Origin of the sequence: Rhodoferax koreense (genome assembly GCF_001955695.1) — a bacterium.
In the GTDB taxonomy this organism is placed as follows: Bacteria; Pseudomonadota; Gammaproteobacteria; order Burkholderiales; family Burkholderiaceae_C; genus Rhodoferax_B; species Rhodoferax_B koreensis.
Genome location: NZ_CP019236.1, coordinates 359191 through 380368, shown reverse-complemented (window position 1 = coordinate 380368; position 21178 = coordinate 359191). Strand labels below are relative to the sequence as shown.

The following is a 21178-nucleotide window of genomic DNA, read 5'->3' as shown; positions in this document are numbered from 1 at the left end:
GCGTTGGAAGCAAAACATATGATGCCGCAATCGCATTTCATGGTGGTCGCCCGCCTGGCCGAGGGCCACGAGCCCGGCCTGAGGCTGTTGCTCAACGCCATGAATGCCAACCCCGGCCAGGCCGATCCGCGCAATGCCGTCGTGCCGTTCGCCCTCTTCGAGAAGCTGCACTTCGCCCGCCTGGTGCTTCTCGACGACGCGTTGCAGGCCGACCTGCAGGTCTATGGGTTGCCGCGCCCGGTCCTGCCCACCTACCTGGCCTTCATGGGCGATTGCGACGGGCCGGGCCGCGACCTGCTGGCCGAACTCGCCGAGCGCGCGAACGACGGACTGCGGCGCATCTTCACGCATTGCGAAGGCTTCACCGCCGGCACCGACCTGTTGGCCTGGATGTGCGCGCACGACCGGCCGCTGGCCGCGCAATATGTGAACTGGGTCGGCCGCAGCGTGCGGCAGATCCGCGAGGACGATGCCTTGCGCCGGCTGCTGTCGCAAAGGGTGCGGCAGGATGACGCCGACGACGACGAAGCCACCACCGCCGAGGCCATGCGCCAGGCCCTGCGCCGCTTCGCCGATGCCGAAGTCGCGGCCGGCCGGCTCTCGCTCACGCCGCCAGTCCCCACGCCGCCGGGCTGGCAGCTGCGGCAATGGCTGCACCTCGTGGCGGTACCGCTGGCCGGCCTGCTGGTGCTGCCATTCCTCGTCGTGCTCGCGCCGCTCATCGTCTGGCAGTTGCGCCGCCGCGAAGAGGCCGACCCCGAAATCTGCCCGCGGCCGGAAGCCGAGGCGCTCCAGGCGCTGCAGGACATCGAGGATTTCGACGTCACCAACCAATACACCGCGCTCGGCCCGGTCAAGCCGGGGCTGTTCCGCCTCTGGCTGCTGAGCGCGCTGCTGGTAGCCATCGACTACGCCTGCCGCCACGTGTTCACACGCGGCCACCTGGCGCGGGTCCAGACCATCCATTTCGCACGCTGGGCCTTCCTTAACGGCCGCACCCGGGTGGTCTTCACCAGCAATTACGACGGCAGCCACCAGAGCTACATGGACGACTTCATCAACAAGGTGGCCTGGGGGCTGAACCTGGTGTTCAGCAACGGCGTGGGCTGGCCACGCACGCGCTGGCTGATCCTCGGCGGCGCGCGCCGCGAACAGCCCTTCAAGTGCTACCAGCGCCGCCACCAGGTACCGACCCAGGTCTGGTACAAGGCCTACCCCGGTTTGACCCTGGCCGACCTGCGGCGCAACCAGCGCGTGCGCGAAGGCCTCGCCCGGCGGCGCATGAACGAAGTCCAGGCGCAAGCCTGGCTGGGGCTGTTATGACCACCGCCGCAACTGCGAGCGTGCATGCCTCGGTGGCGCTGGACGACATCCAGGGCATCGTGCGCTTCGGCTACAAGCACCACACCGAGGCCTGCTTCCTGCTGCTGCGAGTGCGCGACCTTCTCGCCGCAAGGCAATGGCTCGCCGCCGCGCCGGTGGCCAGCGCCGCGGCCGTCGAACCGCTGCCGGCCACCGCGCTGCAGGTGGCGCTCACAGCCGAGGGGATGCATGCCCTTGGGGTGCCGCGCCACGTCGTCGACGGCTTCTCGGCCGAGTTCGTATCCGGAATGGGCAGCGACGCCAGCCGCGCACGCCGGCTCGGCGATGTGGGGTCCAACGCCCCCGAGGCTTGGCGCTGGGGCCTTGGCGCCCGGACACCGCATGTGCTGCTGATGCTGTACGCGCTGCCCGGCCGGCTCAATGCGTGGCAGGCCGCGATCGAATCCGAGTGCGCCGCCGGCTTCGACACCCTGGCGCGCTGGCCCTGCGGCGATCTGCGCAACGTCGAGCATTTCGGTTTTGCCGACGGCATCTCGCAGCCCGAGCTCGACTGGCCGCGGGCACGCCCCGCCGCCGATGCCGAGCAGGCCGACTACGCCAACCTGGCCTGCCTCGGCGAGTTCTTGCTCGGCTATCCGAACGAATACGGCGGCTACACCGACCGGCCGCTGCTCGACCCGGAGCAGGATCCGCAAGGCCTGCTGCCACGCGCGGAGGATGTTCCCGGCCAGGCGGACCTGGGCCGCAACGGCAGCTACCTGGTATTGCGGCAACTGCAGCAGGATGTGCCCGGCTTCTGGCAATGGCTGGACCGCCAGGCCGGCGGCGACCATGAACGCCGGGAGCAGCTCGCCGCGTGCATGGTCGGCCGCACGCGCAGCGGCGTGCCCCTGGCGCAGGCCACGCACATCGGCGCCGCCATGGGTGCGGCGGTGGATCTGAACGACTTCGACTTCAACGCCGATCCGCGCGGTCTGTGCTGCCCGCTCGGTGCCCATGTGCGCCGTGCCAACCCGCGCAGCGCCGACCTGCCGCCGGGCGATGCCGGCCCGCTCTCATGGCTGCGGCGCACACTGGGCTTCGACAGCCAGGCCCTGGGACAGGACCTGGTGGCCTCCACGCGCTTTCACCGGCTGCTGCGCCGTGGCCGCGAATACGGCCGGCCGGTGCCGCTGGTCGAGGCGTTGCAAAAGCCGTCCACTGCGGATGGCGGCCACGAGACCGGCCTGTTCTTCGTCTGCCTCAATGCCAACATCGCGCGGCAGTTCGAGTTCGTGCAGAGCGCCTGGCTCGCGGGCACGCATTTCAACGGCCTGGCCAACGAAGCCGATCCCCTGCTCGGGACACGGCAGGCCACACCCGAAGGTGTGGCGACCGACAGCTTCTCAATCCCCCAGGCCCACGGGCCGGACCGGCGGCTCACTGGCCTGCCGCAGTTCGTCACGCTGCGCGGCGGTGCGTACTTCTTCCTGCCCGGCCTGCGCGCGCTGCGCTACCTGGCCTGGGCGCCAGCGAGAGGCCGACGATGAACTCCAACACCAGCCGGCCCGTGCCGCGCGCCAACACCGGCTCGGCGCTGCTGAACTGGGTCTCCGACACCTCGCTCGCGTTGATCCAGCTCGAGCGCCGTTTCGACCCGTTCTTTCGCCCCGCCTTCGACGCCGTGCTGCGCGACCCGCTGACGCGGCTGACCACCTTCCTCATCAACGCGCAGCGGACCGACGAGGGCCTGCGGATCGCCGAGGAACGGCTGCTGCCCGGCGAAGAGGCATTCGTCGACGCCATCATTGCCACCTTCGAAAAACAGATGCGCGGCCTGTGGAAGCCCGGCGGCTTCGAGCGCGGCGGCAATACCAAGACCCAGGGCATCGTGCGCGCCGAACTGCGCGTGCACGAAGGCCTGCCCGAACACCTGCGCCGCGGCATCTTCGCCACACCACGCAGCTACCCGGCCTGGGTGCGTTTCTCGGGGCCGGGGCCCTACGTCACGCCCGACATCGACGACGTGGGCTTCATGAGCATCAGCGTGAAGCTCATGGATGTGCCGGGGCCGAAACTCATGGACGAGGAGAAATGGACGCAGGACCTGTTCGGCGTCTCGCCGCCGACCTTCGTCACGCCCGATGTGCGCGCCAACGCGCAACTGCAGGAGAACAGCCTGAAGAACGCCTCGCTGTTCTACTTCCTCAACTTCACCCGGCCGCACCTGCTCGACCTGGTGATGCAGGGCCTGTGGATCAAGACGCAGTCCAGCCCCTTCGAGGCGCCGTATTTCAGCTGCGTGCCCTACCTGCTCGGCGAAGGCCAGGCCATGCAGTATTCGTTCTGGCCGACCGACCAGCGACGCACGCCCATCCCGCGCCTGCCTTTGCGCCCACCAGACGACTACCTGCGCGACGCCATGGTGGCCGCCCTGGCCCACGGTGCCGTGGACATCGAGCTGCGCCTCCAGCTGCAGACCGATCCGCACCTGATGCCGATCGAGAACGCCGCCGTGCTGTGGCCCGAGCGGTTGTCGCCACGCGTCCCCGTGGCCACGCTGCACATCCCCGGCCAGAAGTTCGACTCACCCGCGCAGATGGAATTCGCCAAGCGCCTGTCGTACAACCCCTGGCACAGCATCGCCGAGCACCGTCCGCTCGGCAACCAGAGCCGCGCGCGGCGGCGCATCTACCTGTCGCTGTCGCAACTGCGGCACCAGATGAATGCCGTGCCTCATTTCGAGCCGACGGGGGAGGAGACTTTCGATTGAGCTGAAAGGTCGGGCATCGCATCGACACAGTGCGCGACAAAACGCGCCAGGTTGGCCGAAAGCCGCTTCTGGCGATGCTGCACCAGGTAAAACCTGCGCCTGAGCCGTGGCAGGGCCGTGTTCAACACCTTCAGTCGGCCGAGTGTCACCAGGTCCTGCACGGCGCACAACGAAAGGCAGGCCAGGCCCAGACCCTCGGCGGCCGCCTGCTTGATGGCCTCGGTGCTGCCCAGTTGCATGCCAGCCTGCAGGTGGTGCAGGTGCGGCAGCAGCGCATGTTCTACCGCTTCGCGCGTGCCGGAACCCGGCTCCCGCAGCAGCCATGGCGCCTGCCGCAAGACACCCACCGGGATTCGCTGGTCGGCATCTCCCCGAAGCAATGCGTGACCGGCGGAGCAGACCACGACCAGCTCGTCCTCCAGCCACGGCCGCACCGCCAATTCCGCCTCGTGGCACGGTCCTTCGATCAGGCCGAGGTCCACCTCCAGCCGCGCCACGGCGGCCGCCACTTCGCGGGTGTTGCCGATGGACACGTCGATGCCGGTGGCGGGCCAGGCCCTCTGGTAGGCCGCCGCCAGCGCTGGCAGCAGGTAGTTGCCGATGGTGGTGCTGGCGCCGACGCGCAGCCGCGTTGCCAATGCGTCGGCATCGCCCCTGCCCGCACCGACGCCGAATCCGGCCTCGATGTCTTGCGCCGCGTCCAGCAGCGACCTGGCCTGCGGCAGCAAGGCCCGTCCGTTGTCGTTGAGCAGCAGCCGCTTGCCGATGCGGTCGAACAGCTGGGCGCCGAGCAGGCCTTCCAGCTCGTTCAAGGCGCCGCTGGTGGCCGACTGCGACAGCGCCAGGTGCAGGCCGGCGGCCGTGGTGCTGCCCGTGTCGGCCACCGCGGTGAAGATCGAAAGCTGGCGCAAGGTGAGGCGCATGGTGGCCCCAATATACCTGTTTTGCCATTAGGTCATAGCCAAATAATCCGTTGGACCGCTGAACAGCAACCTCGGAAGATGCGCCCATGTCTTCGCAATCGATGGAATGGAGCCGCCCGTGAATGTTGCCGCCGAATCGCCCCTGGCACCGCCCCGGCCGGATGCAGCCCCACGCCCACACGGGCCTGCGGCGCACTTGCAAGCCCTGTTGCCCGGCCTTGCCCTGACCGCGGCCATCGCTTCCGTGTCGATCGGACTCGGGCGGTCCGGCTGGCTCCAGGCTCACGGCATCAGCGCCTTGACGCTGTCCATCGTGCTCGGCATGTTGATCGGCAACACCTGGTACGGCCGCGTCGGCGCCGCCGCCGGTGCGGGCGTGGCGTTTTCCAAGGCGAACCTGCTGCGCCTGGGCATCGTCCTGTACGGCCTGCGGCTGACCTTCCAGGACATCGCCCATGTGGGCTGGGCCGGCGTGGCGATCGACGCGAGCATGCTCTGCAGCACCTTCGGCCTGGCCTGCCTGCTGGGTTCCCGGGTGTTTGGCCTGGACCGGAAGACCGCCATGCTGATCGGCGCAGGCAGTTCGATCTGCGGCGCGGCCGCCGTGATGGCCGCCGATCCGGTGGTGCGCGGCCGGCCCGAGCAGGTGATGGTGGCGGTGGCCACCGTCGTGGTATTCGGCACGGTGGGCATCTTCCTGTATCCGGCGCTGTACCACCTCAATGCACAGTACGGGTGGATCGCCATGTCGCCGACCGACTATGGCGTGTTCGCCGGATCCACCATCCACGAGGTGGCGCAGGTGGTGGCCGCAGGCCGTGCGGTGAGCCTGGAGGCTGCGAACACCGCCGTGATCGCGAAGATGGTGCGGGTGATGATGCTCGCGCCTTTCCTGGTCATGCTGTCGGCGTGGCTGTCACGGCCGGATGCCGCTTCGCACCCCGGTGACGCCCACCATGCCGAAACCGGGGCACCGGTGCGCGGCGGCATCGCCATCCCCTGGTTCGCGCTGGGTTTCGTGGCAGTGGCCGGCCTGAATTCGCTGGCCGTGCTGCCCCAGGCCATGGTCCTGCACCTCACCGACGTCGACACCGTGCTGCTCGCCATGGCCATGGCCGGCCTGGGTCTGACGACCCATGTCTCGGCGATCCGCAAGGCCGGCGTCAAGCCCCTGGCGCTGGCGGCGGTGCTGTTCGCCTGGCTGGTCGGCGGTGGTCTGGCCGTCAACGCGGGGCTGGGCGCGCTGTTCGGGCTGGGCGCTTAGCTGGGCGGCGCGACAACCCTACAATCCCGCCCCTGCTTCCCAATTCCCCCGAAATCCCCCGAAAAATGCCCATCACGGTCAACCCCGATCTCCTTGCCTACATCGACCCGCTGACCCCCGACGAATACGCCGCCCTCGAGCGCAGCATCCTGGCCGAGGGCTGCCGCGACGCCCTGGTGCTGTGGGGCGAGGTGCTGGTGGACGGCCACAACCGCCACGCCATCTGCACCAAACACGACATCCCCTTCTCCACGGTGCAGAACACCGCGTTCAAGTCGCTCGACGACGTGCACCTGTGGATGATCGACCAGCACCTGGGCCGGCGCAGCGTGTCCGACTTCCAGCGTGGCGTACTGGCGCTGCGCAAGAAGAACATCCTCGACACCCGCAAGAAAAACCCGCCGCCCGCCGCACCTGCGCCGGGGCCATCCGAAGACGCCACGCCCGTGGCCACGGCCGCTGCCGAAGAGGCGTCGCCACCGTGGGACACCGCCGACGAACCGCTGAGCAGCCGCGAAGCCATTGCCAAGGCCGCGCGCATCAGCAGCGCCACGGTGACGCAGATCGAGAAGATCCAGAAGTCGGCCACGCCCGAGCTGGTGGCGGCGGTGAAGGCCGGCACGATCTCCATCAACACCGCCGCCACCGTGGCTTCGCTGCCCCAGGAGGAGCAGGTGGCGGCCGCGGCCGGTGGCAAGAAAGAGCTGCAACAGGCTGCGCGCCAGGTGCGTGCGGCCAAGGCCGTGGCACGCACCGAGCCCGAGTCGCCGGAGGGGGTGATCGCCCGGTTGAAACAGACCATCGCCGAACTCACGGCCGAAAACGCGGCGCTGCGTGCGCGGGTGGAAGAGCTCTCGGCCGGGCACTGAGCCCCTGCCCGGCTTGTCCTACAGCAAGATCAAGGATGTCCCACAGCTGCGCTCGGCCTGCCGGCGTAGAGTATGGAACTTGACCTGCACGGGGAGCGCTTTCGGCGTCCACCGATGCGGGCCCACTTCTGAAAGGATTCCATCATGCAGAACGTCTCCAGCCTCCTCCCTGACAGCAGCCTGCAACGCGGCGTGAACCAGGTGGGCACGGCCCTGCACAATTCGATCGACAAGGTCGCCGAGCCGACCCGCAGCGCGATCGAACGCGCCTCGAGTTCGGCGCACGAGACCGTGGACAAGCTCGCCAGCAAGGCGGAGCGGGCCGCCCTGGCCGTGGAGGCGCGCCGCCAGCGCATGGCCGAAGCACCGACGCGTGCGCTCGATCAGGCGCGCGACTATGTGGCGGCCAACCCGCTGCGCGCCGTGGGTACCGCGCTGGCCGTGGGTTATGTGATCGGCTGGCTCAACCGCCGCTAATTTCCCCGAGCGCCGCGGACTCGTCCGCGGATCTTCCCGGCCGCCTGTGTCCGCACCGGCGGCTTTGTCACGGAGGCCCCGCATGAAGCACCCCAACACCCCGGAAGAAAAAGCGAAGGAGCAGACCGCCAAGCCGCTGCCACCCGATCCCCACCGGGTGAACCATGGCACGGAGCCCGGCGATTCCTTCGGCGACCGCTGGACCAACAAGGTCTATTCCACGCCCGACCCGCACCCTGGCCGCGGCCAGGAACCGGCGGAACCCGGCAAACACCACGAGCCGACGCCGTTCCTGCGCGGTTGAGGTTCTTGCGCGCTCAGCGCGCCACCGTCGCGAGCCACTGCTCGATCTCGACCGCCGCCGCATCGGTGGCCGCCGCAAGGGCGCGTGCGCCGCCGGCGGCGTCCGCCGTCGGCGCATCCCGCTGGACGATGAACTGGCGCTGCGCCAGCAGCTTCTCACCCGCGGGCGTGTCGTCCACCAGCGTGGCGCGCAGGCGCACCAGGCCGGCACTGGCCGTCGGCGAACTGAACAGGTGCGTGAACTCGGCGAGTTCGACACGCAACACCAACGGCAGGCTGCCTTCGGTGCGCACCAGCGAAGCACTCTCCCCGGCGTTCAACACCGCGCGGCGCTCGCCCAGCCGGTCGCGCAGCCGCTGGCGCACCAGCTGGGCCGGCGGCATGGTCCAGCGTGCCAGTGCGTACGGCCGGAGTTGCTGCGCATCGGCATAGGCCAGGCGATACAGGACCGCCGTGCTGCCTTCGAGCACACCGGCGGATTCGACTTCGGCCAGCGCCAGCGGCGGCAACGCCGCGGCGGTGCCCGCGGCGGGCGCCACCGTCGGCCCCGGGCCGAAGTCATACTGCGTGGCACGCACCGGCTTTTCGGGCAGTGCCGAACACGCGGCCAGCACCAGCAGCGCTGAGGCCAGCAGCCCCTTGGTCAGTATTCCCGCGAAGGCGGCGTTCGTATGTTTCATGGCTTGGTTCCTGGCGTCGCTGCGGGGGCGGCGAAGCCCTTTTCTCCCGGCCCCGGAACGACGGGGCCGTCGCCGAAGATGAGGGATTGGGGGTTGTCGTTGATGCCGTTGACGGTGCGGCTCAATTGCCGCGCGGCGCGCGAGGCGTCTTCGCTCACGCGGTTGATGCGCGGCAGCGTGGCCGCGCCGAAGGTGTCGGCCGCATGCGCCAGCGCCGCCGTCCCGCCGGCCAGGCGATCGAGCGCGCCGTCCTTTTCGTTGAGCCGGCGCGCGGTCTGGGTGACGGCCTCGAAGGTGCCATTGGCCGAGGCTGCCGTGGCCTGCAGTGCGCGCATGGTCTTGCCGGTCTCGTCGGCCAGCGCGGGCACGCGGGCCAGGGCCGGGTCGAGCCGCTGCGTCAGCGTCTGGTCGATGCGGGCGCTGAGCTGGCCGAGGCTGCCCGCGGCCGAACCGATCTGCTGCGTGGCCTGGCCGGCATTGGTCAGCACATTCGTCACGAGCTTGAGGTTGTAGTCGCTCAGCAGTTGGTTGATGCGCCGCGTGGCCTCGTCGACCTGGGCCAGGATCTGCGGCGCCTGCTCGGTGAGTTTGCCGAGTTGCGAGGTCTGCAGCGGCAGCCGCGGCACGCCGCTGCGGCCGGCGGGAATCGGGTCCTGCGCCTGGCCCGCGTCGTCGAGCTGCACGAAGGCGAGGCCGGTGATGCCCTGGTAGCTCAAGGTGGCGAAGGTGGTGGGCGACAGCGGCGTGGTGTCGTCCACGTCGATGCGGATCAGCACGTTGCCCGGCGCATCTTGGTCGAAGCCGATGTGCGTCACCTTGCCCACGGCCACGCCCTTGTAGCGCACCGCGGCCTGCGGCTGCAGGCCGGTCACGGGGTCGCGCGAAGTCAGCTCGTAGGCATGGCTGCTGCCGGCGTCGCGCGTGAGCCAGACGGCCAGCACGATCAACAGTGCGCTCACACCGATCACGAAAAGGCCGGCGGCCCAGGCGTGGGATTTATTTTCCATGGGCATCTTTCTGCGTTGGTTCGACGAAGGCACGGTGCACGCCGTCGAAATCCGGGTTCAGTGCGTCCGGGTCGGGCGCTGTGTCGTGGATCGGTGTCATGGCGCGGCGGCCCCTTTCACCGAGGAAGAAATGTTCGATGAATGGATGCTTGAAGGCCACCACCTCGCCCGGGGTGCCGGTCACCAGCACCCGCTTCTCGGCCAGCACCGCCACGCGCGTGCTCAGTGCGAACAGCGTGTCCAGGTCGTGCGTAACCATCACCACCGTCAGGCCGAGTTCCTTGTGCAGCGAGCGCAGCAAGGCGACGAACTCGTCGGAACCGTTGGGGTCGAGCCCGGCCGTGGGTTCGTCGAGCAGCAAGAGCGGCGGGTCCATGATCAGCGCACGCGCCAGCGCCACACGCTTGACCATGCCACCCGACAGGTCGGCCGGCATCTTCAGCGCATCGGCCGGTTTGAGCCCGACCATCTGCAGCTTGACCATGGCCGCGTCGTACACGAGATCATCGGGCAGCGTCCTGAGTTCGCGCAGCGGGAAGGCCACGTTTTCCATCACGCTGAAAGCGGAGAACAGGGCACCCTGCTGGAACAGCATGCCGACCCGGCTGGCCGCACCGGCCCGCCCGAGCCGCGCGGCGGGCTGGCCGAGCACCTTGACCTCGCCCTTGGCCGCTTGCTCCAGCCCCAGCATCTGGCGCAGCAGCACCGTCTTGCCCGTGCCCGAGCCGCCCACCAGTGCGACGATCTCGCCGCGCACCACGGTCATCTCCAGGTCCTGGTGGATCACCACTTCTTCCTTGCCGCGGCCGAACACGGTCCACAGGCCATGGATGTCGACGATGGGTGCTTCCATCCTAGACGCCGACATTCTTGAAGACAATGGCGAACAGCGCGTCGACAAGGATCACCACCGTGATCGAGGTCACCACCGAAGCCGTCGTACCCTGGCCCAGGCTCTGCGTGTTGGGCTTGACGCGCAGCCCGTAGTGGCAACCCACGAGCGCGATGAGCAGGCCGAACACCACCGACTTGAACATGGCCAGCGCCAGGTTGGTCACACCCACGGCCTCGGGCAGCGCGTTCAGGAAGAACGCCGGCGTGATGCCCAGCGCCAGGTCCGCCGCAAGCATGCCGCCGGCCAGCGCGGTGAGCGTGGTCCACACGCTGATCAACGGCATGGCGATGGCCAGTGCGATGGCGCGCGGCATCACCAGCCGGAAGCCGTGGGCGATGCCCATCACCCGCATGGCATCGAGCTCCTCGGTGACGCGCATCACGCCGATGGCGGCGGTGATCGACGAGCCAGACCGCCCGGCGATCAGGATCGCGGCCAGCATCGGCCCGAGTTCGCGGATCAGCGACATGCCCAGGATGTTGACGATGAACGACTCCGCGCCGAACTGGCGCAACTGCTGCGAGGTCAGGTAGGCCAGCACCACGCCGATGAGGAACCCGACGAGTGCGGTGATCGGCAGGGCCATCGTGCCCATCTGGTACAGGTGGCCGGAGATGTCGCGCCACGGGCCCTCGCGCGGGGCACGCACCAGGCGCAGCAGGTCGAGCGCGAGTTGGCCCACCATCCGCACCAGGATCCGGCCGTGCGCCAGGCCGTGCAGCACCCAGACGCCGAGCTTGTCCATGCGCTCCGGCCAGGTGGTGGGCGGCGATTTGCCGGGCACGCAGCTGAAGCCCGCGACGCGTTCGAGCAGGCTGCGCTGCTCGGGCAGCACCGCCAGCCGGCCTGGCCATTGCCGGCCCCAATGGTTCCACAGGAGTTGCGCGCCCACGTGGTCGAGCCGCTGCACACCTTCCAGGTCCCAACCCAGCTGCGCCGACGGCGGGCGGGCGCGCAAGGCCTCGGTGGCGCCAAGCCACTGCGACGGCTCGGCCAGGTCGGCCGCCGACCAGCGGCCGCCGAGGCGGGCTGTCGGGCCGTGGGGCGTGTCCAGGCTGTCGATGCGCGGGAAGGTTTCCTCCATGAACGGCTGCGGGCTCCGGATGCAAAAGGTCACCATCCTACCAATGCGCGCCCGGCCGCCCGGTAGGACAAACGCCAGACAGCCGCGCGGGGCCGCATGGCACACTCGACCGCACCCCAGCCCCTGGTCCCTTCATGTCCTCACCGCGCCAGCGTTTTCTCGACGAACTGCTCGAACGTCACCTGCGGGCCATCTTCGGCGACATCGACACGCGGGCGCTGCAGATGCTGCGCCGCCATCTCGAATGGATGGAGATCGCCGGCGGCGAGACGCTGATGCGCCAGGGCGACGCCGGCGACGCGATGTATTTCACCGTGAGCGGCCGGCTGCGCGCCTATGTGAAGAACGGCGACGGCAGCCAGCACATGGTCGGCGAGATGTCGCGCGGCCACATGATCGGCGAGATGAGCCTCTACACCGGCGAGCCGCGCGCGGCCAGCGTGGTGGCGGTGCGCGACTCGGTGCTGGTGCGGCTGGCCAAGCCCGAATTCAACCGGCTGCTGGCGCGCAGCGCGCGCGTCTCGATCGCGCTCACGCGGCAGATCATCCAGCGGCTCAAGGGCGACGGCGCGCGCAGCCAGGGCGGCCCCGCGGGCGGCAGCGGCCCACGGCTGGACCGCGACCGCCCCGTGACCATGGCCCTGCTGCCGATCACCGCCGGCGTCGACGTGGCCGCGTTCGGCGCGCAGCTCGCGCAGCAGATGGCCCGCATCGGCACGGTGCGCCTGGTGACGCGCGGCGACATCGACACGGCGCTCGCCGAGGCGGGCCTGGCCGACAGCGGACACGGCGGCGCCGAGACCACGCGCCGCATCGCCCTGGTGCTCGACGAGATCGAGGCCAGGCACGACTTCGTGCTGCTCGCCGGCGACGATGGGCCGACCGACTGGACACGCCTGTGCTGCCGCCACTGCGACGAGTTGCTGCTACTGGCCGATGCCGACCAGCCGCCGGCGCTGCACGCCACCGAGCAGGCCTGCCTGGCGCCGGGCGCACACCGGGCCGAGGCCGCAGAGATCCTGGTGCTGCTGCATCCGGTGGACCGGCCCGCACCGCGCGGCACGGCCCGATGGCTCGCGCGCCGCCCCGTGGCCGGCCACGTCCACATCCGCCCGGGCCTGGCGCGCGACATGGCGCGGCTCGCGCGGCTGCAGACCCGCACCGCGGTGGGCCTGGTGCTGGCCGGCGGCGGCGCGCGCGGCTTCGCCCACCTCGGGGTGTACCGGGCGCTGGTCGAGCGCGGCATCGACATCGACTGCGTGGGTGGCACCAGCATCGGCGCGGTGATGGCCACCTACATCGCCTCCGACCGGCCGCTGGACGAGGTCATGGCCAACGCGCGCGCGGCCTTCCGCACCAACCCCACCGGCGACTTCAACCTGATGCCGGTGCTGTCGCTGATCAAGGGCCTGCGCCTGCGCCGCATCCTGGCCGAGGCCGTGCAGAGCCTGGTCGGCTACGGCGCCGAAGAGGCCGACGTGGAAGACCTGTGGAAGGGCTTCTACTGCGTGGCCACCAACTATTCCACCGCCAGCGAATACCGCATCGAACGCGGCAACCTGGTGCTGTCGCTGTTGGCCAGCACTTCCATCCCCGGGGCGTTGCCGCCGGTGATCCACCAGGGCGAACTGCTGTGCGACGGCGGCATCTTCAACAACTTCCCGGTCGATGCGATGCGCCGCATGCGCGGCGTGGGCCGGGTCATCGGCGTGGACCTGAACCACCGCAGCGCACCGCTGGTCAACCATGACGACATGCCCGGCACCTGGGCGCTGCTGCGCGACCGCCTGCGCCGGCCCGCGAACCGCCTGTACCTGCTGCCCTCGCTGCCCTCCTACCTGATGACAGTGACCATCCTCAACAGCATGTCGCGCCAGCGCGCCGCGCAAGGCCTGTGCGACCTGTATTTCCACCCGCCGCTGACGCGCGTGGGCATGCTGCAGTGGACGCGGCTGGAGCCGATCATCCAGCGCGGCTACGCCCATGCGGTGCAGGTGCTGGAGCGCAAGCTCAAGGCCGGGCTGGGCGTGTTCGACAAAGAACCGTAGGCCTCAGATCTTCTGCGGCACCTTGTCCGCCTTGTGCTCCACCGGATTGGCCGTAAGCCAGTTCGCGGGGTATTGGCGCATGAACTCCCTGGCCTTCTCGAAGCGCACGTGCAGCCATGCGTCGTGTGCGCCTTCGTTGAGGATCACCGGCATGCGCTTCTCGCTGCCCTGTGGCTGGTAGCGGCGCAGCAGTGCATGGTTGTTGGCGTTGACGGTGAGCAGCGTGAAGCTCGTGAGCGTGTCGCCGTCGGGCCCGGTCCAGACAGCCCACAGGCCCGCCGCGCCCATGGGCTGGCCGTCGATGCGGCTGATGCGGGTGGGCACCGCCTTGCCGGTGCGCCAGTCGTCCTCGAAGAAGGCCGCCATCGGCACGATGCAGCGCTGGCCCTGCAGCCAGGCATCGCGGAAGGCATGCGTGGTGGAGATGGTCTCCGAGCGTGCGTTGACAAGCTTGGGCGCACGCAGCTTGCCGTCGGACGCGGATTTGACCCAGTGCGGCACCAGCCCCCATTGCGCCGTCACGCGTTCACGCGGGGGTACGGCGGTCGTGGCGGGCTCAGCCGCACCGGCATCGGCCACCACTGCCTGGCCGGCGCGGATGAAGCAGCCCGGCTTGCGCGGCCACATGTCGCGCAGGGCCGGCTCGGCCGGAGGCTCGACATGGAACACGGTGCGGTAGAGGTCGGCCTGGTGCAGGGATTCGTAGTGGGCGGTCATCGGGGCATGGTAACGCCCGCGCGGCCCTGCCTCCTAGATCACGAAGAAGCCGTGGGTGCCGTCGCGCCCGAGTTGCGCCACCAGCCCGAATTCCCAGTCCAGGTAGGCCTGCATCGCCGCGGCGGGCGCGTCCGTGCCCTCGTAGGGCCGGCGGTAGCGGTCGATGCGGCCCGAGGCCAGGCGCTGTTCGCCGGCCTCGGTTGGCAGGCCAGCCGCCACCCAGCCGGCGTTGCCGCCTTCTAGCACCCGCACTTCGGCATCCAGCTTCAGTGCGACCAGGTCGGCCGCCGCATAACGCGCGAGCAGGCCGCTGCCGCAGGTGAGCACGAAGCGTCTGGCATCGGGCCAGCGTGTGATCAAGGCCGGCAGCTCGGACCGCACGGCCGACCAGGCGCCGGGAATGTGCTGCTTCAAGTGGCTGGCGCTCGGCGTGACGTTGAGCACCACAGTGTCATCCTTCCCAGCCTCGGCCAACCATTCGGCCAGTTGGCGCGGAGCGACCCAGCGCGGCTCGGCCACCGGTGGCAGTTCGGCAGCCACGCTGCCGGTCTCGGAAAGATCGGCCGCAGCGACGCCATCGCGCACGAACACCGGCCAGCCCATCTGCGCCAGCCAGGACGCCGTCATGTTGGCGCGCACGCCGTCGCCGGCCTCGCCGCCGTCGGCCAGCACGATGCGCGCGCCGCGCACCGGCGCCGACACATCGGTTTCCTGCACCAGCTGGCCGCCGGGCGCGCTGGTGAAGCCGGGCAGATGGCCGGCCTCGAATTCCTCTGGCGTGCGCACGTCGAAGCAGTAGGTGGTGCGGCCCGCCTCGGCCTGCCAGCGGGCCACGTCCTCGGCCCGGGCGCGGCCGACGCGGGCGCGGTCCGCGAGGGCACGGGCGGCTTTTGCGGCCTCGGCCAGCGCGGCCGGGCTGGGCGCGGCCCCGTCGCTGAAACGCCGCGTCTGCCCGAGCGCCAGTGCCTGGCCGGCCAGCGTCCAGCCGATGGTGCCGTTGCGCAGCGCCGACACCGGATTGGGAATGCCCGCGTTCACCAGCGACTGCGTGCCGATGATGCTGCGCGTGCGGCCCGCGCAGTTGACGATGACCTGGGTCTTCGGGTCCGGCGCGAGTGCGCGCACGCGCAGCGCGAGTTCGCCGCCCGGCACGCTGATGCCGCCCGGAATGGCCATGGTGTTGTATTCGTCGAAGCGGCGCGCGTCGAGCACCACCACATCGGCCTCGCCGTGGCGTTGCCGCTCCAGCAGCGCCTGCACTTCCTGCGCGCTCAATGACGGCGTGTGCCGCTCGGCCTCGACCAGTTCGCCGAAGGCCTTGCTAGGCACGTTCACGTCGCGGAACAACTCGCCACCGGCCGCCCGCCAGCCCGAAAGCCCCCCTTCGAGCAGGCTGACCTGGCTATAGCCCAGCCCGGCCAGGCGCTCGGCCGCAGTCTGGGCGAGACCTTCGCCGTTGTCATACACCACGATGGCCGTGTCGCGGCGCGGAATGCGACGCCAGGCTTCGAGTTCGAGCCGCGACAGCGGCAGGCTGGCGGCGAACAAGGGATGGGCTTCGGCGAACGGCGCTTCCTCGCGCACGTCGAGCAGGGCGATCTCCTCGCGGGCGAGCAGGGCGGCGCGGACCTGGGCGGTGGTGGTGATGGGGAAAACCTTGGTGGCATGGGGCTGGGTCATGCGCCATTCTGACGCGGTTGCAAGCAACCAAACCGCATATCGATAGACGCAAAATGCGATGGCCCTCCTGCGCAACGGCGCAGGCCACGCGGATGGGCCAAGGGCCCTCAGCGCACGAGGTCGATGCGCCTTTGCACGCGCTGCGCTTCGGCGTCGTCGCCCGCCGCCCGGGCGCGCCGCTGCTGTTCCCCGAGCCAGGCCAGCAGAGGGCGGCGCCAGCCCTGGGCGGAGGACGTGTCCACCGCGGCCGTCAGCTCGGCGTCCGACAGGCTCTGCCGCTGCAGCAACACCCCGGCGGCAATGAGCCGTGCCAGCGGATCCTCGCTGGCCGTGAGCCTCTGGCCTGTGCCCACGCCACGGTGTTGCGCAGGCAGCAGGGCCGGGTCTGCAGGCGCGCCGCGGAGGTAGGCCGCATAGGCCCGCTCGGCGGGGGCTGCATCCACGGCCAGCGCGTCAAAGGCCGCGCAAGGCGCCAGCACCAGGCTCGCCACCTGCGCCGCGCAGCGCACGAGTTCGGCGCGCGCCAGCAGGTCGGGCCGTGCCGTGGCGCCGAGGGCCCGCCGCGCCCGGGCCATCTCGACGTCGGCGATGCGGTCGTTGCCTTCGAGGTAGGCGCCGACCGCAGCCTCCAGCGCGTTGCGCGCGTCGAGTTGCCAGTCCGGCGGCACGGGCCGCTTGGCGCAGCCGGCCAGGCCCGTGATCATCAAGGCGGCGACCAGGATTCTCATGGCAGCTTGATCTCGGTTTCGCGCGCGAACGGCCACTTGCGATTCACCTCCTGCACCAACGCATCGACCTTGCGCAGGCTGGCCTCGACTTCGGCGCGCAACACGCCGAGATCGGTGCTGGCCACGCGCGCGTTGGCGCCGATGGCCTGGGCCTCGACCAGCACGGCATCGACCTTCTTCAGGCTGGCGCGGGCATCCGCCAGCAGCCCGGTGAGCTGGGCCAGGCTGGCCTGGGTGTCGTCGACCACACCGCTCTTGCCGAAGAGGCGCTGGTCGGCCCTGCCCAGCAGCGACTCGGTACGGGCCAGCAAGGCATTGGTGCGGTCCAGCGCGGTGATGGCTTTTCTGGCGTTGGCATCGCTGCCGAGCAGCACGCCGAGTGCGCCTTCCGGCCCGCCGAGCTTGCCGGTCAGCGCGCGCGTGTTGTCCAGCGTGGCATTCAGGCTCGAACCGTCGCGCGACATGTTCGCCAGGTTTTCCACCAGGGCCTGGACGGTGGCGATCAGGCGCGGGATTTCCGCGGTCACGTCGCCGCGCAGCACGGGGCGTTCGGCGTCGGGCGGCAGCGGCGGATCGGTCAGCACGCCGGTGAAGGCCCGCAGCTTGGTGTCGCCCACCACACCGCGCTCCATGGTGAACACGCTGCTGGTGCGCAGCCAGCGCGCATCGTCGGTGGCCACGTCGACGAGCACGCGCACCTTGCCGTCCTCGGCCAGTTCGGTGCGGCGCACGCGGCCGATGGGAAAACCAGAGAAGGTGAGGTCCATGCCGACCACCACGCCTTCGGAATCGTCGGCCAGCAGCACCAGGCGCTGGGTGTTCTCAAAGATGCCGCGGGCATACAGCACGTAGGCAACCGAACCCAGCACCACGGCCATCATCAGCGCGAGCAGCAGCATGGCCTTGAACTCGATGTGGGCGACGGGCTGGCCGTCGGTTGACGGGGGCGGCGTGGAAGGGGTGTCGGGTGTCGGCATCGGCTTCAAATGTATTTCACGGCCAGGGAACCGGCCTCGATCAGCACCAGCACCACCAGAAGGCGCACCGTGCCATAGGGGACGACGACGAAGTCCACGGGCCTCGGATGGCCCGGCGCCTGCTGCAGCGCCGTGGCCATCGGGATCACCGCCACCGCCAGGCTGAACAGCATCAGCTTCACGCCGAAGCCCAGCGCCACGGCCGGCTCGAACACCCGGCCGACCATGCGCGTGTAGGCCGCGAAGCCCCAGGGCGTGAAGCCGTAGACCACGGTGTAGGCCACCACCAGCGCCACAACGCAGCTCACCGCGGCCAGCGTGACCACGGAAAACGCGCTGGCGACGACACGGGGCACGAGGTGGCTGCGCCAGGGCGCGAGGACACCGTGCTGCCAGCCTTCGAGCTCGCCGCGGCGGCGCATCTGCGCGACCTCCGAGCCCGTGGCCAGGCCGGAGCGCAGCAGCACGAACAACGCGGCCGACAGCGGGATCAGCTCGAGCACCAGCACACGCACCACCATCTCCAGCGCGAACTGCGACAGGCCGTAGCTCTGTGCCGTGACGAGCACGATGCGCACCAGCACCAGGCTCACCAGCGCGCACAGCGCGGTGAACCAGGGCAGCACCTGCCAGGTGGTCTGGTACAGCAGCCGCGCCATGGCCAGGCGCTGCGCGCCGCGGTGGGTGGACGGCGACAGGGCCAGCACCAGCGCCACCGCGCCAAAGTGCAGCACACCCCACCAGCCGGCGAGCACGCCCAGGGCGCGCCGCGGCAGGCTGTCTGGGGGATGCGGGGCGCAGAGCATCGAACGATGATACCGACGCCACCGCCGGTTAAGCTTTCGCCCCATGCCGATGACCCTGCGCACCCCCGCCCACAGCGAGCTGCTGATCAAGAAGAGCCGCTTCATCGGCTGCGTCGAGCCGATGGCCGATCGCGCGCTGGCCCAGGCGCGGGTCGACGCGCTGCGCGCCGAACATCCCGGCGCGGCCCATGTGTGCTGGGCGCTGCTGGCCGGCGGCCAGTCGGCCGCGGTGGACGATGGCGAGCCCGGCGGCACCGCGGGCCGGCCGATGCTGGCCGTGCTGCGCCACCAGGACCTGGACGGCGTGCTGGCCACCGTGGTGCGCTACTTCGGCGGCGTGAAGCTCGGCGCCGGCGGCCTGGTACGGGCCTACACCGATGCGGTGGCGCAGGCCCTGCTGACCGCAGAAAAGCGGCCGCTGCAGCGCATGCGGCCGCTCGCCTGCAGCGTGCCGTTCGCGCTCGAAGGCCTGCTGCGGCGCGAGATCGAGGCTGCGGGCGCCACGCTCGCCGACGTGCGACACGGCAGCGTGGTCAGCCTGTATCTCAGCCTGCCCGAGGCCGAGGCCGAACGCTTCGTGCAGCGCATCAACGATGTCGGCCAGGGCCGCGTGAGCTGGCTCGACACCACCGCGCCGGTATGATGGATTCCATCCCCCATGAGAGATGAAGCCATGTCTGCATTGCCCTCGATACCCGCTGCGCCGCCCATGCTGTCACCCGCATTGCGGCCCTTGCGCGAAGACCTGGCGCTGGCCCTGCGCGCCGCCGCCTTGCACGGCCTGTCCGAAGGCGTCTGCAACCACTTCAGCGTGGCCGTGCCCGGAGAGGCCGACCGTTATCTGATCAACCCGCGCGGCCTGCACTGGAGCGAGATCGGCGGCGACGACATCGTGCTGATCGATGGCGACGGCCGCGTGCTCGAAGGTCGCCACCGGGTGGAGCCGACGGCGCTGTTCATCCACGCCGCGGTGCACAAGATCACCGGCCATGCCGTGGTGCTGCACACCCACATGCCCTTCGCCACGGCGCTCACGCTCACCGTGGACCGCGCGCTCGACCCCACGCTCAGCCAGAACGCCATGCGCTACGTCGGCCGCATCGCCATCGACGCCGACTACAACGGCCTGGCGCTGGACCACTCCGAAGGCGAACGCATCGCCGCGGCCATGCGCGGCAAGGACATCGCCTTCCTCGGCAACCACGGCGTGGTGGTGGCCGGCGCGCGCATCGACCATGCCTACGACGACCTGTACTACCTGGAACGCGCCTGCCAGCACCAGGTGCTGGCGGCCTCCACCGGCCGGCCGTTGGTGCCGGTGAACGCCGCGCTGGCCGCGCGCGTGGCGGCACAGATCCAGGGTGAACGCGAGCAGTCCGAGCTGTTCTTCGAGGCGCTGCGCCGCCTCGTGCCCGCCCCGTTCGTGCGCTGAGAAGCTTCGGGAAACCTGCTGCGGGAATGGCGGTTCAGATCAAGGCCACATATTGCTGGCAAGCCGTGCGCCAGCTGAAGGTGGCCATGACACGCTCATGCAACCGCCGGCCCATGGCGCGGGCTTCGTCGGGCGCGGCGAGCAGCGTCCTCAATGCCTGCGCCAGGACAGCCGCATCGTCCGGCGCGACCAGCAGTCCGTGTTCGCCTTCGGTGATGATTTCCGGAATGCCGCCAACCCGCGAAGCCACCACCGGCAGGCTGAACGCGCCGGCCTCGAGGATGGCGATGCCGAACGGCTCCTGCCGGCTGGGCAGGGCAAACACGGTGGCGCGTTGGTAGAAGCCGGCCACCTCGTGGTGCGGGGTGTCCGGAAAGAAAAGCACGCGGTTCGCGATGCCGAGGCGCGCGCATTGCGCTTGCAGCGCGGGCAGGTTGCTGCCGACCGCGCTGGCCCCGAGCAGGACCAGATCGGCGTCCGGATGCGCGGCGGCGATGGCCGCGAAGGCATCGATGAGCACGTCCTGCCCCTTCTTGTCCTCGAACCTGCCCACGCTCAGGATGGTGCGCCGCGGGCCTGCGGGCGCCGCCCCATCGGCCAGCGCGCGGAAGTATTCGACGTCCAGGCCGTTGTGGATCACCACGGGCACCGTGGCCCGGCCGAACACCGTGGCGAAACGCTCGCCAAGGTCGGAAGAACACACGACCGCCGCTTTCGCGCGCGCGGCCAGCCGCCGCCAGGGGGTAAGGGCCGCGTCGTCGAGCGCGGCCAGCTGGGTGAGGTCGGCCCCGTGAAAGGACAGGATCAGCGCCACGGCCCGGCGCAGCCGTGCGGCGGCGCGCTGCAGCGTGAAGGCCGAGGCGCCCGGGTAATGGCAGTTGACGGCCACGACCTGGTGCTCCTCGCAGAAGCGGGCGAAATCATGGCGAAAGCGGCGTTCCCACCACCAGTAGGCCAGGCGCTCCTTCAAACGCATGCCAGCCTGCCAGGTGCGCAGGCGCCAGCGCACGACGGTCAGGCCGTGGCTGGTCTCCCAGACGGGCTCGGCGGCCTCCCAGTCGGCCACCAGCACGATGGAACGCAGCTGGCCGTCACGCTCCATCTGCCGGGCGAGGTTGATGACGACCTGGTTGACACCGCCGAGATATGCCAGGGACCAGGAAAGAACGAACAGGTAGGTGGGTTGTTTGGCTGTACGGGACATACCGCGGAT

General features: G+C 70.0%; 21 protein-coding genes. 10 read left to right on the top strand and 11 right to left on the bottom strand.

All coding sequences use genetic code 11. The features are described from left to right. Positions 1-18 precede the first annotated feature (18 nt). The 3 genes from RD110_RS01760 to RD110_RS01750 are packed head-to-tail and all read left to right on the top strand — an operon-like array spanning position 19 to position 4075. On the top strand, positions 19-1323 hold the full coding sequence (locus RD110_RS01760) for a hypothetical protein (RefSeq protein ID WP_076196102.1): 1305 nt from the start codon (positions 19-21) through the stop codon (positions 1321-1323). Beyond that, entirely contained in the window at positions 1320-2852 is a 1533-nt protein-coding gene (locus RD110_RS01755; RefSeq protein WP_076196100.1) for a Dyp-type peroxidase, read from the top strand. Before RD110_RS01760 ends, RD110_RS01755 begins: the two co-directional genes overlap by 4 nt. Further along, positions 2849-4075 (top strand): catalase family protein, encoded by a 1227-nt coding sequence (locus tag RD110_RS01750; protein WP_204250016.1) that lies wholly within the window; start codon positions 2849-2851, stop codon positions 4073-4075. Before RD110_RS01755 ends, RD110_RS01750 begins: the two co-directional genes overlap by 4 nt. Here RD110_RS01750 and RD110_RS01745 read toward each other — a convergent pair. Then, on the bottom strand, positions 4039-4998 hold the full coding sequence (locus RD110_RS01745; protein ID WP_076196098.1) for a LysR family transcriptional regulator: 960 nt from the start codon (positions 4996-4998) through the stop codon (positions 4039-4041). The genes RD110_RS01750 and RD110_RS01745 overlap by 37 nt on opposite strands. Before the next feature lie 205 nt (positions 4999-5203). Here RD110_RS01745 and RD110_RS01740 point away from each other — a divergent pair, with 205 nt between their 5' ends. From RD110_RS01740 to RD110_RS01725, 4 genes are all read left to right on the top strand, one after another. Then, the gene (locus RD110_RS01740; RefSeq protein ID WP_394329449.1) at positions 5204-6262 is read left to right on the top strand and encodes a YeiH family protein; all 1059 of its coding nucleotides are present in this window, start codon (positions 5204-5206) and stop codon (positions 6260-6262) included. Between the two features lie 65 nt (positions 6263-6327). Continuing rightward, positions 6328-7131 carry a ParB N-terminal domain-containing protein gene (locus RD110_RS01735; RefSeq protein WP_076196095.1) on the top strand — a complete coding sequence of 268 codons (804 nt, stop codon included), beginning with the start codon at positions 6328-6330 and terminating at the stop codon, positions 7129-7131. A 144-nt stretch (positions 7132-7275) separates the two neighbouring features. After that, complete coding sequence (locus RD110_RS01730) at positions 7276-7608, top strand: ElaB/YgaM/YqjD family protein (protein WP_076196093.1); 333 nt, start codon at positions 7276-7278, stop codon at positions 7606-7608. Between the two features lie 82 nt (positions 7609-7690). Beyond that, positions 7691-7912, top strand: a complete 222-nt coding sequence (locus RD110_RS01725; RefSeq protein WP_076196091.1) for a hypothetical protein — start codon at positions 7691-7693, stop codon at positions 7910-7912. A gap of 13 nt (positions 7913-7925) precedes the next feature. Here the strand turns inward: RD110_RS01725 and RD110_RS01720 are convergent, their stop codons facing one another. The 4 genes from RD110_RS01720 to RD110_RS01705 are packed head-to-tail and all read right to left on the bottom strand — an operon-like array spanning position 7926 to position 11577. Further along, positions 7926-8591 carry an ABC-type transport auxiliary lipoprotein family protein gene (locus tag RD110_RS01720; protein ID WP_076196089.1) on the bottom strand — a complete coding sequence of 222 codons (666 nt, stop codon included), beginning with the start codon at positions 8589-8591 and terminating at the stop codon, positions 7926-7928. Beyond that, a complete protein-coding gene (locus tag RD110_RS01715; protein ID WP_076196087.1) occupies positions 8588-9598 on the bottom strand; it encodes an MlaD family protein in 1011 nt (336 codons plus the stop codon). Before RD110_RS01715 ends, RD110_RS01720 begins: the two co-directional genes overlap by 4 nt. Further along, entirely contained in the window at positions 9588-10451 is an 864-nt protein-coding gene (locus tag RD110_RS01710) for an ABC transporter ATP-binding protein (protein WP_239467150.1), read from the bottom strand. The genes RD110_RS01715 and RD110_RS01710 overlap by 11 nt, the downstream gene beginning before the upstream one ends. A 1-nt stretch (position 10452) precedes the next feature. Next, entirely contained in the window at positions 10453-11577 is a 1125-nt protein-coding gene (locus RD110_RS01705; protein WP_076204238.1) for an MlaE family ABC transporter permease, read from the bottom strand. A gap of 134 nt (positions 11578-11711) precedes the next feature. Between RD110_RS01705 and RD110_RS01700 the strand changes: the two genes are divergently transcribed. Then, the gene (locus tag RD110_RS01700; RefSeq protein WP_076196083.1) at positions 11712-13625 is read left to right on the top strand and encodes a patatin-like phospholipase family protein; all 1914 of its coding nucleotides are present in this window, start codon (positions 11712-11714) and stop codon (positions 13623-13625) included. Positions 13626-13628: 3 nt separating this feature from the next. On the opposite strand, the gene RD110_RS01695 is transcribed toward RD110_RS01700, so the two are convergent. The 5 genes from RD110_RS01695 to RD110_RS01675 form a co-directional block, all read right to left on the bottom strand. Further along, complete coding sequence (locus RD110_RS01695) at positions 13629-14342, bottom strand: SOS response-associated peptidase (protein WP_076196081.1); 714 nt, start codon at positions 14340-14342, stop codon at positions 13629-13631. Positions 14343-14375: 33 nt separating this feature from the next. Continuing rightward, positions 14376-16022, bottom strand: a complete 1647-nt coding sequence (locus RD110_RS01690) for a rhodanese-related sulfurtransferase (RefSeq protein ID WP_076196079.1) — start codon at positions 16020-16022, stop codon at positions 14376-14378. A 107-nt stretch (positions 16023-16129) separates the two neighbouring features. Beyond that, positions 16130-16750, bottom strand: a complete 621-nt coding sequence (locus tag RD110_RS01685) for a hypothetical protein (protein WP_076196077.1) — start codon at positions 16748-16750, stop codon at positions 16130-16132. Continuing rightward, positions 16747-17727, bottom strand: a complete 981-nt coding sequence (locus RD110_RS01680; RefSeq protein ID WP_076196075.1) for an MlaD family protein — start codon at positions 17725-17727, stop codon at positions 16747-16749. Before RD110_RS01680 ends, RD110_RS01685 begins: the two co-directional genes overlap by 4 nt. A 5-nt stretch (positions 17728-17732) precedes the next feature. Beyond that, positions 17733-18533 carry an MlaE family ABC transporter permease gene (locus RD110_RS01675; protein WP_076196073.1) on the bottom strand — a complete coding sequence of 267 codons (801 nt, stop codon included), beginning with the start codon at positions 18531-18533 and terminating at the stop codon, positions 17733-17735. A gap of 43 nt (positions 18534-18576) precedes the next feature. On the opposite strand from RD110_RS01675, the gene RD110_RS01670 reads away from it, so the two are divergent. Both RD110_RS01670 and RD110_RS01665 read left to right on the top strand, forming a co-directional pair. Then, entirely contained in the window at positions 18577-19176 is a 600-nt protein-coding gene (locus RD110_RS01670) for an IMPACT family protein (RefSeq protein ID WP_076196071.1), read from the top strand. Between the two features lie 30 nt (positions 19177-19206). Continuing rightward, positions 19207-19965: an aldolase gene (locus RD110_RS01665; RefSeq protein ID WP_239467149.1), complete on the top strand. Its 759-nt coding sequence runs from the start codon at positions 19207-19209 to the stop codon at positions 19963-19965. Positions 19966-19999: 34 nt separating this feature from the next. Here RD110_RS01665 and RD110_RS01660 read toward each other — a convergent pair whose 3' ends face one another. Continuing rightward, on the bottom strand, positions 20000-21169 hold the full coding sequence (locus tag RD110_RS01660; protein ID WP_076196067.1) for a glycosyltransferase family 4 protein: 1170 nt from the start codon (positions 21167-21169) through the stop codon (positions 20000-20002). Between the last annotated feature and the right edge of the window lie 9 nt (positions 21170-21178).

What these genes read in the sequence shown, in the direction of transcription:
- RD110_RS01720 (WP_076196089.1), bottom strand. Translation starts at nt 8,591, where the DNA reads ATGAAACATACGAACGCCGCCTTCGCGGGAATACTGACCAAGGGGCTG.
- RD110_RS01760 (WP_076196102.1), top strand. Translation starts at nt 19, where the DNA reads ATGATGCCGCAATCGCATTTCATGGTGGTCGCCCGCCTGGCCGAGGGC.
- RD110_RS01730 (WP_076196093.1), top strand. Translation starts at nt 7,276, where the DNA reads ATGCAGAACGTCTCCAGCCTCCTCCCTGACAGCAGCCTGCAACGCGGC.
- RD110_RS01705 (WP_076204238.1), bottom strand. Translation starts at nt 11,577, where the DNA reads ATGGAGGAAACCTTCCCGCGCATCGACAGCCTGGACACGCCCCACGGC.
- RD110_RS01710 (WP_239467150.1), bottom strand. Translation starts at nt 10,451, where the DNA reads ATGGAAGCACCCATCGTCGACATCCATGGCCTGTGGACCGTGTTCGGC.
- RD110_RS01750 (WP_204250016.1), top strand. Translation starts at nt 2,849, where the DNA reads ATGAACTCCAACACCAGCCGGCCCGTGCCGCGCGCCAACACCGGCTCG.
- RD110_RS01665 (WP_239467149.1), top strand. Translation starts at nt 19,207, where the DNA reads ATGTCTGCATTGCCCTCGATACCCGCTGCGCCGCCCATGCTGTCACCC.
- RD110_RS01680 (WP_076196075.1), bottom strand. Translation starts at nt 17,727, where the DNA reads ATGCCGACACCCGACACCCCTTCCACGCCGCCCCCGTCAACCGACGGC.
- RD110_RS01690 (WP_076196079.1), bottom strand. Translation starts at nt 16,022, where the DNA reads ATGACCCAGCCCCATGCCACCAAGGTTTTCCCCATCACCACCACCGCC.
- RD110_RS01725 (WP_076196091.1), top strand. Translation starts at nt 7,691, where the DNA reads ATGAAGCACCCCAACACCCCGGAAGAAAAAGCGAAGGAGCAGACCGCC.
- RD110_RS01715 (WP_076196087.1), bottom strand. Translation starts at nt 9,598, where the DNA reads ATGGAAAATAAATCCCACGCCTGGGCCGCCGGCCTTTTCGTGATCGGT.
- RD110_RS01675 (WP_076196073.1), bottom strand. Translation starts at nt 18,533, where the DNA reads ATGCTCTGCGCCCCGCATCCCCCAGACAGCCTGCCGCGGCGCGCCCTG.
- RD110_RS01700 (WP_076196083.1), top strand. Translation starts at nt 11,712, where the DNA reads ATGTCCTCACCGCGCCAGCGTTTTCTCGACGAACTGCTCGAACGTCAC.
- RD110_RS01670 (WP_076196071.1), top strand. Translation starts at nt 18,577, where the DNA reads ATGCCGATGACCCTGCGCACCCCCGCCCACAGCGAGCTGCTGATCAAG.
- RD110_RS01660 (WP_076196067.1), bottom strand. Translation starts at nt 21,169, where the DNA reads ATGTCCCGTACAGCCAAACAACCCACCTACCTGTTCGTTCTTTCCTGG.
- RD110_RS01745 (WP_076196098.1), bottom strand. Translation starts at nt 4,998, where the DNA reads ATGCGCCTCACCTTGCGCCAGCTTTCGATCTTCACCGCGGTGGCCGAC.
- RD110_RS01695 (WP_076196081.1), bottom strand. Translation starts at nt 14,342, where the DNA reads ATGACCGCCCACTACGAATCCCTGCACCAGGCCGACCTCTACCGCACC.
- RD110_RS01735 (WP_076196095.1), top strand. Translation starts at nt 6,328, where the DNA reads ATGCCCATCACGGTCAACCCCGATCTCCTTGCCTACATCGACCCGCTG.
- RD110_RS01685 (WP_076196077.1), bottom strand. Translation starts at nt 16,750, where the DNA reads ATGAGAATCCTGGTCGCCGCCTTGATGATCACGGGCCTGGCCGGCTGC.
- RD110_RS01755 (WP_076196100.1), top strand. Translation starts at nt 1,320, where the DNA reads ATGACCACCGCCGCAACTGCGAGCGTGCATGCCTCGGTGGCGCTGGAC.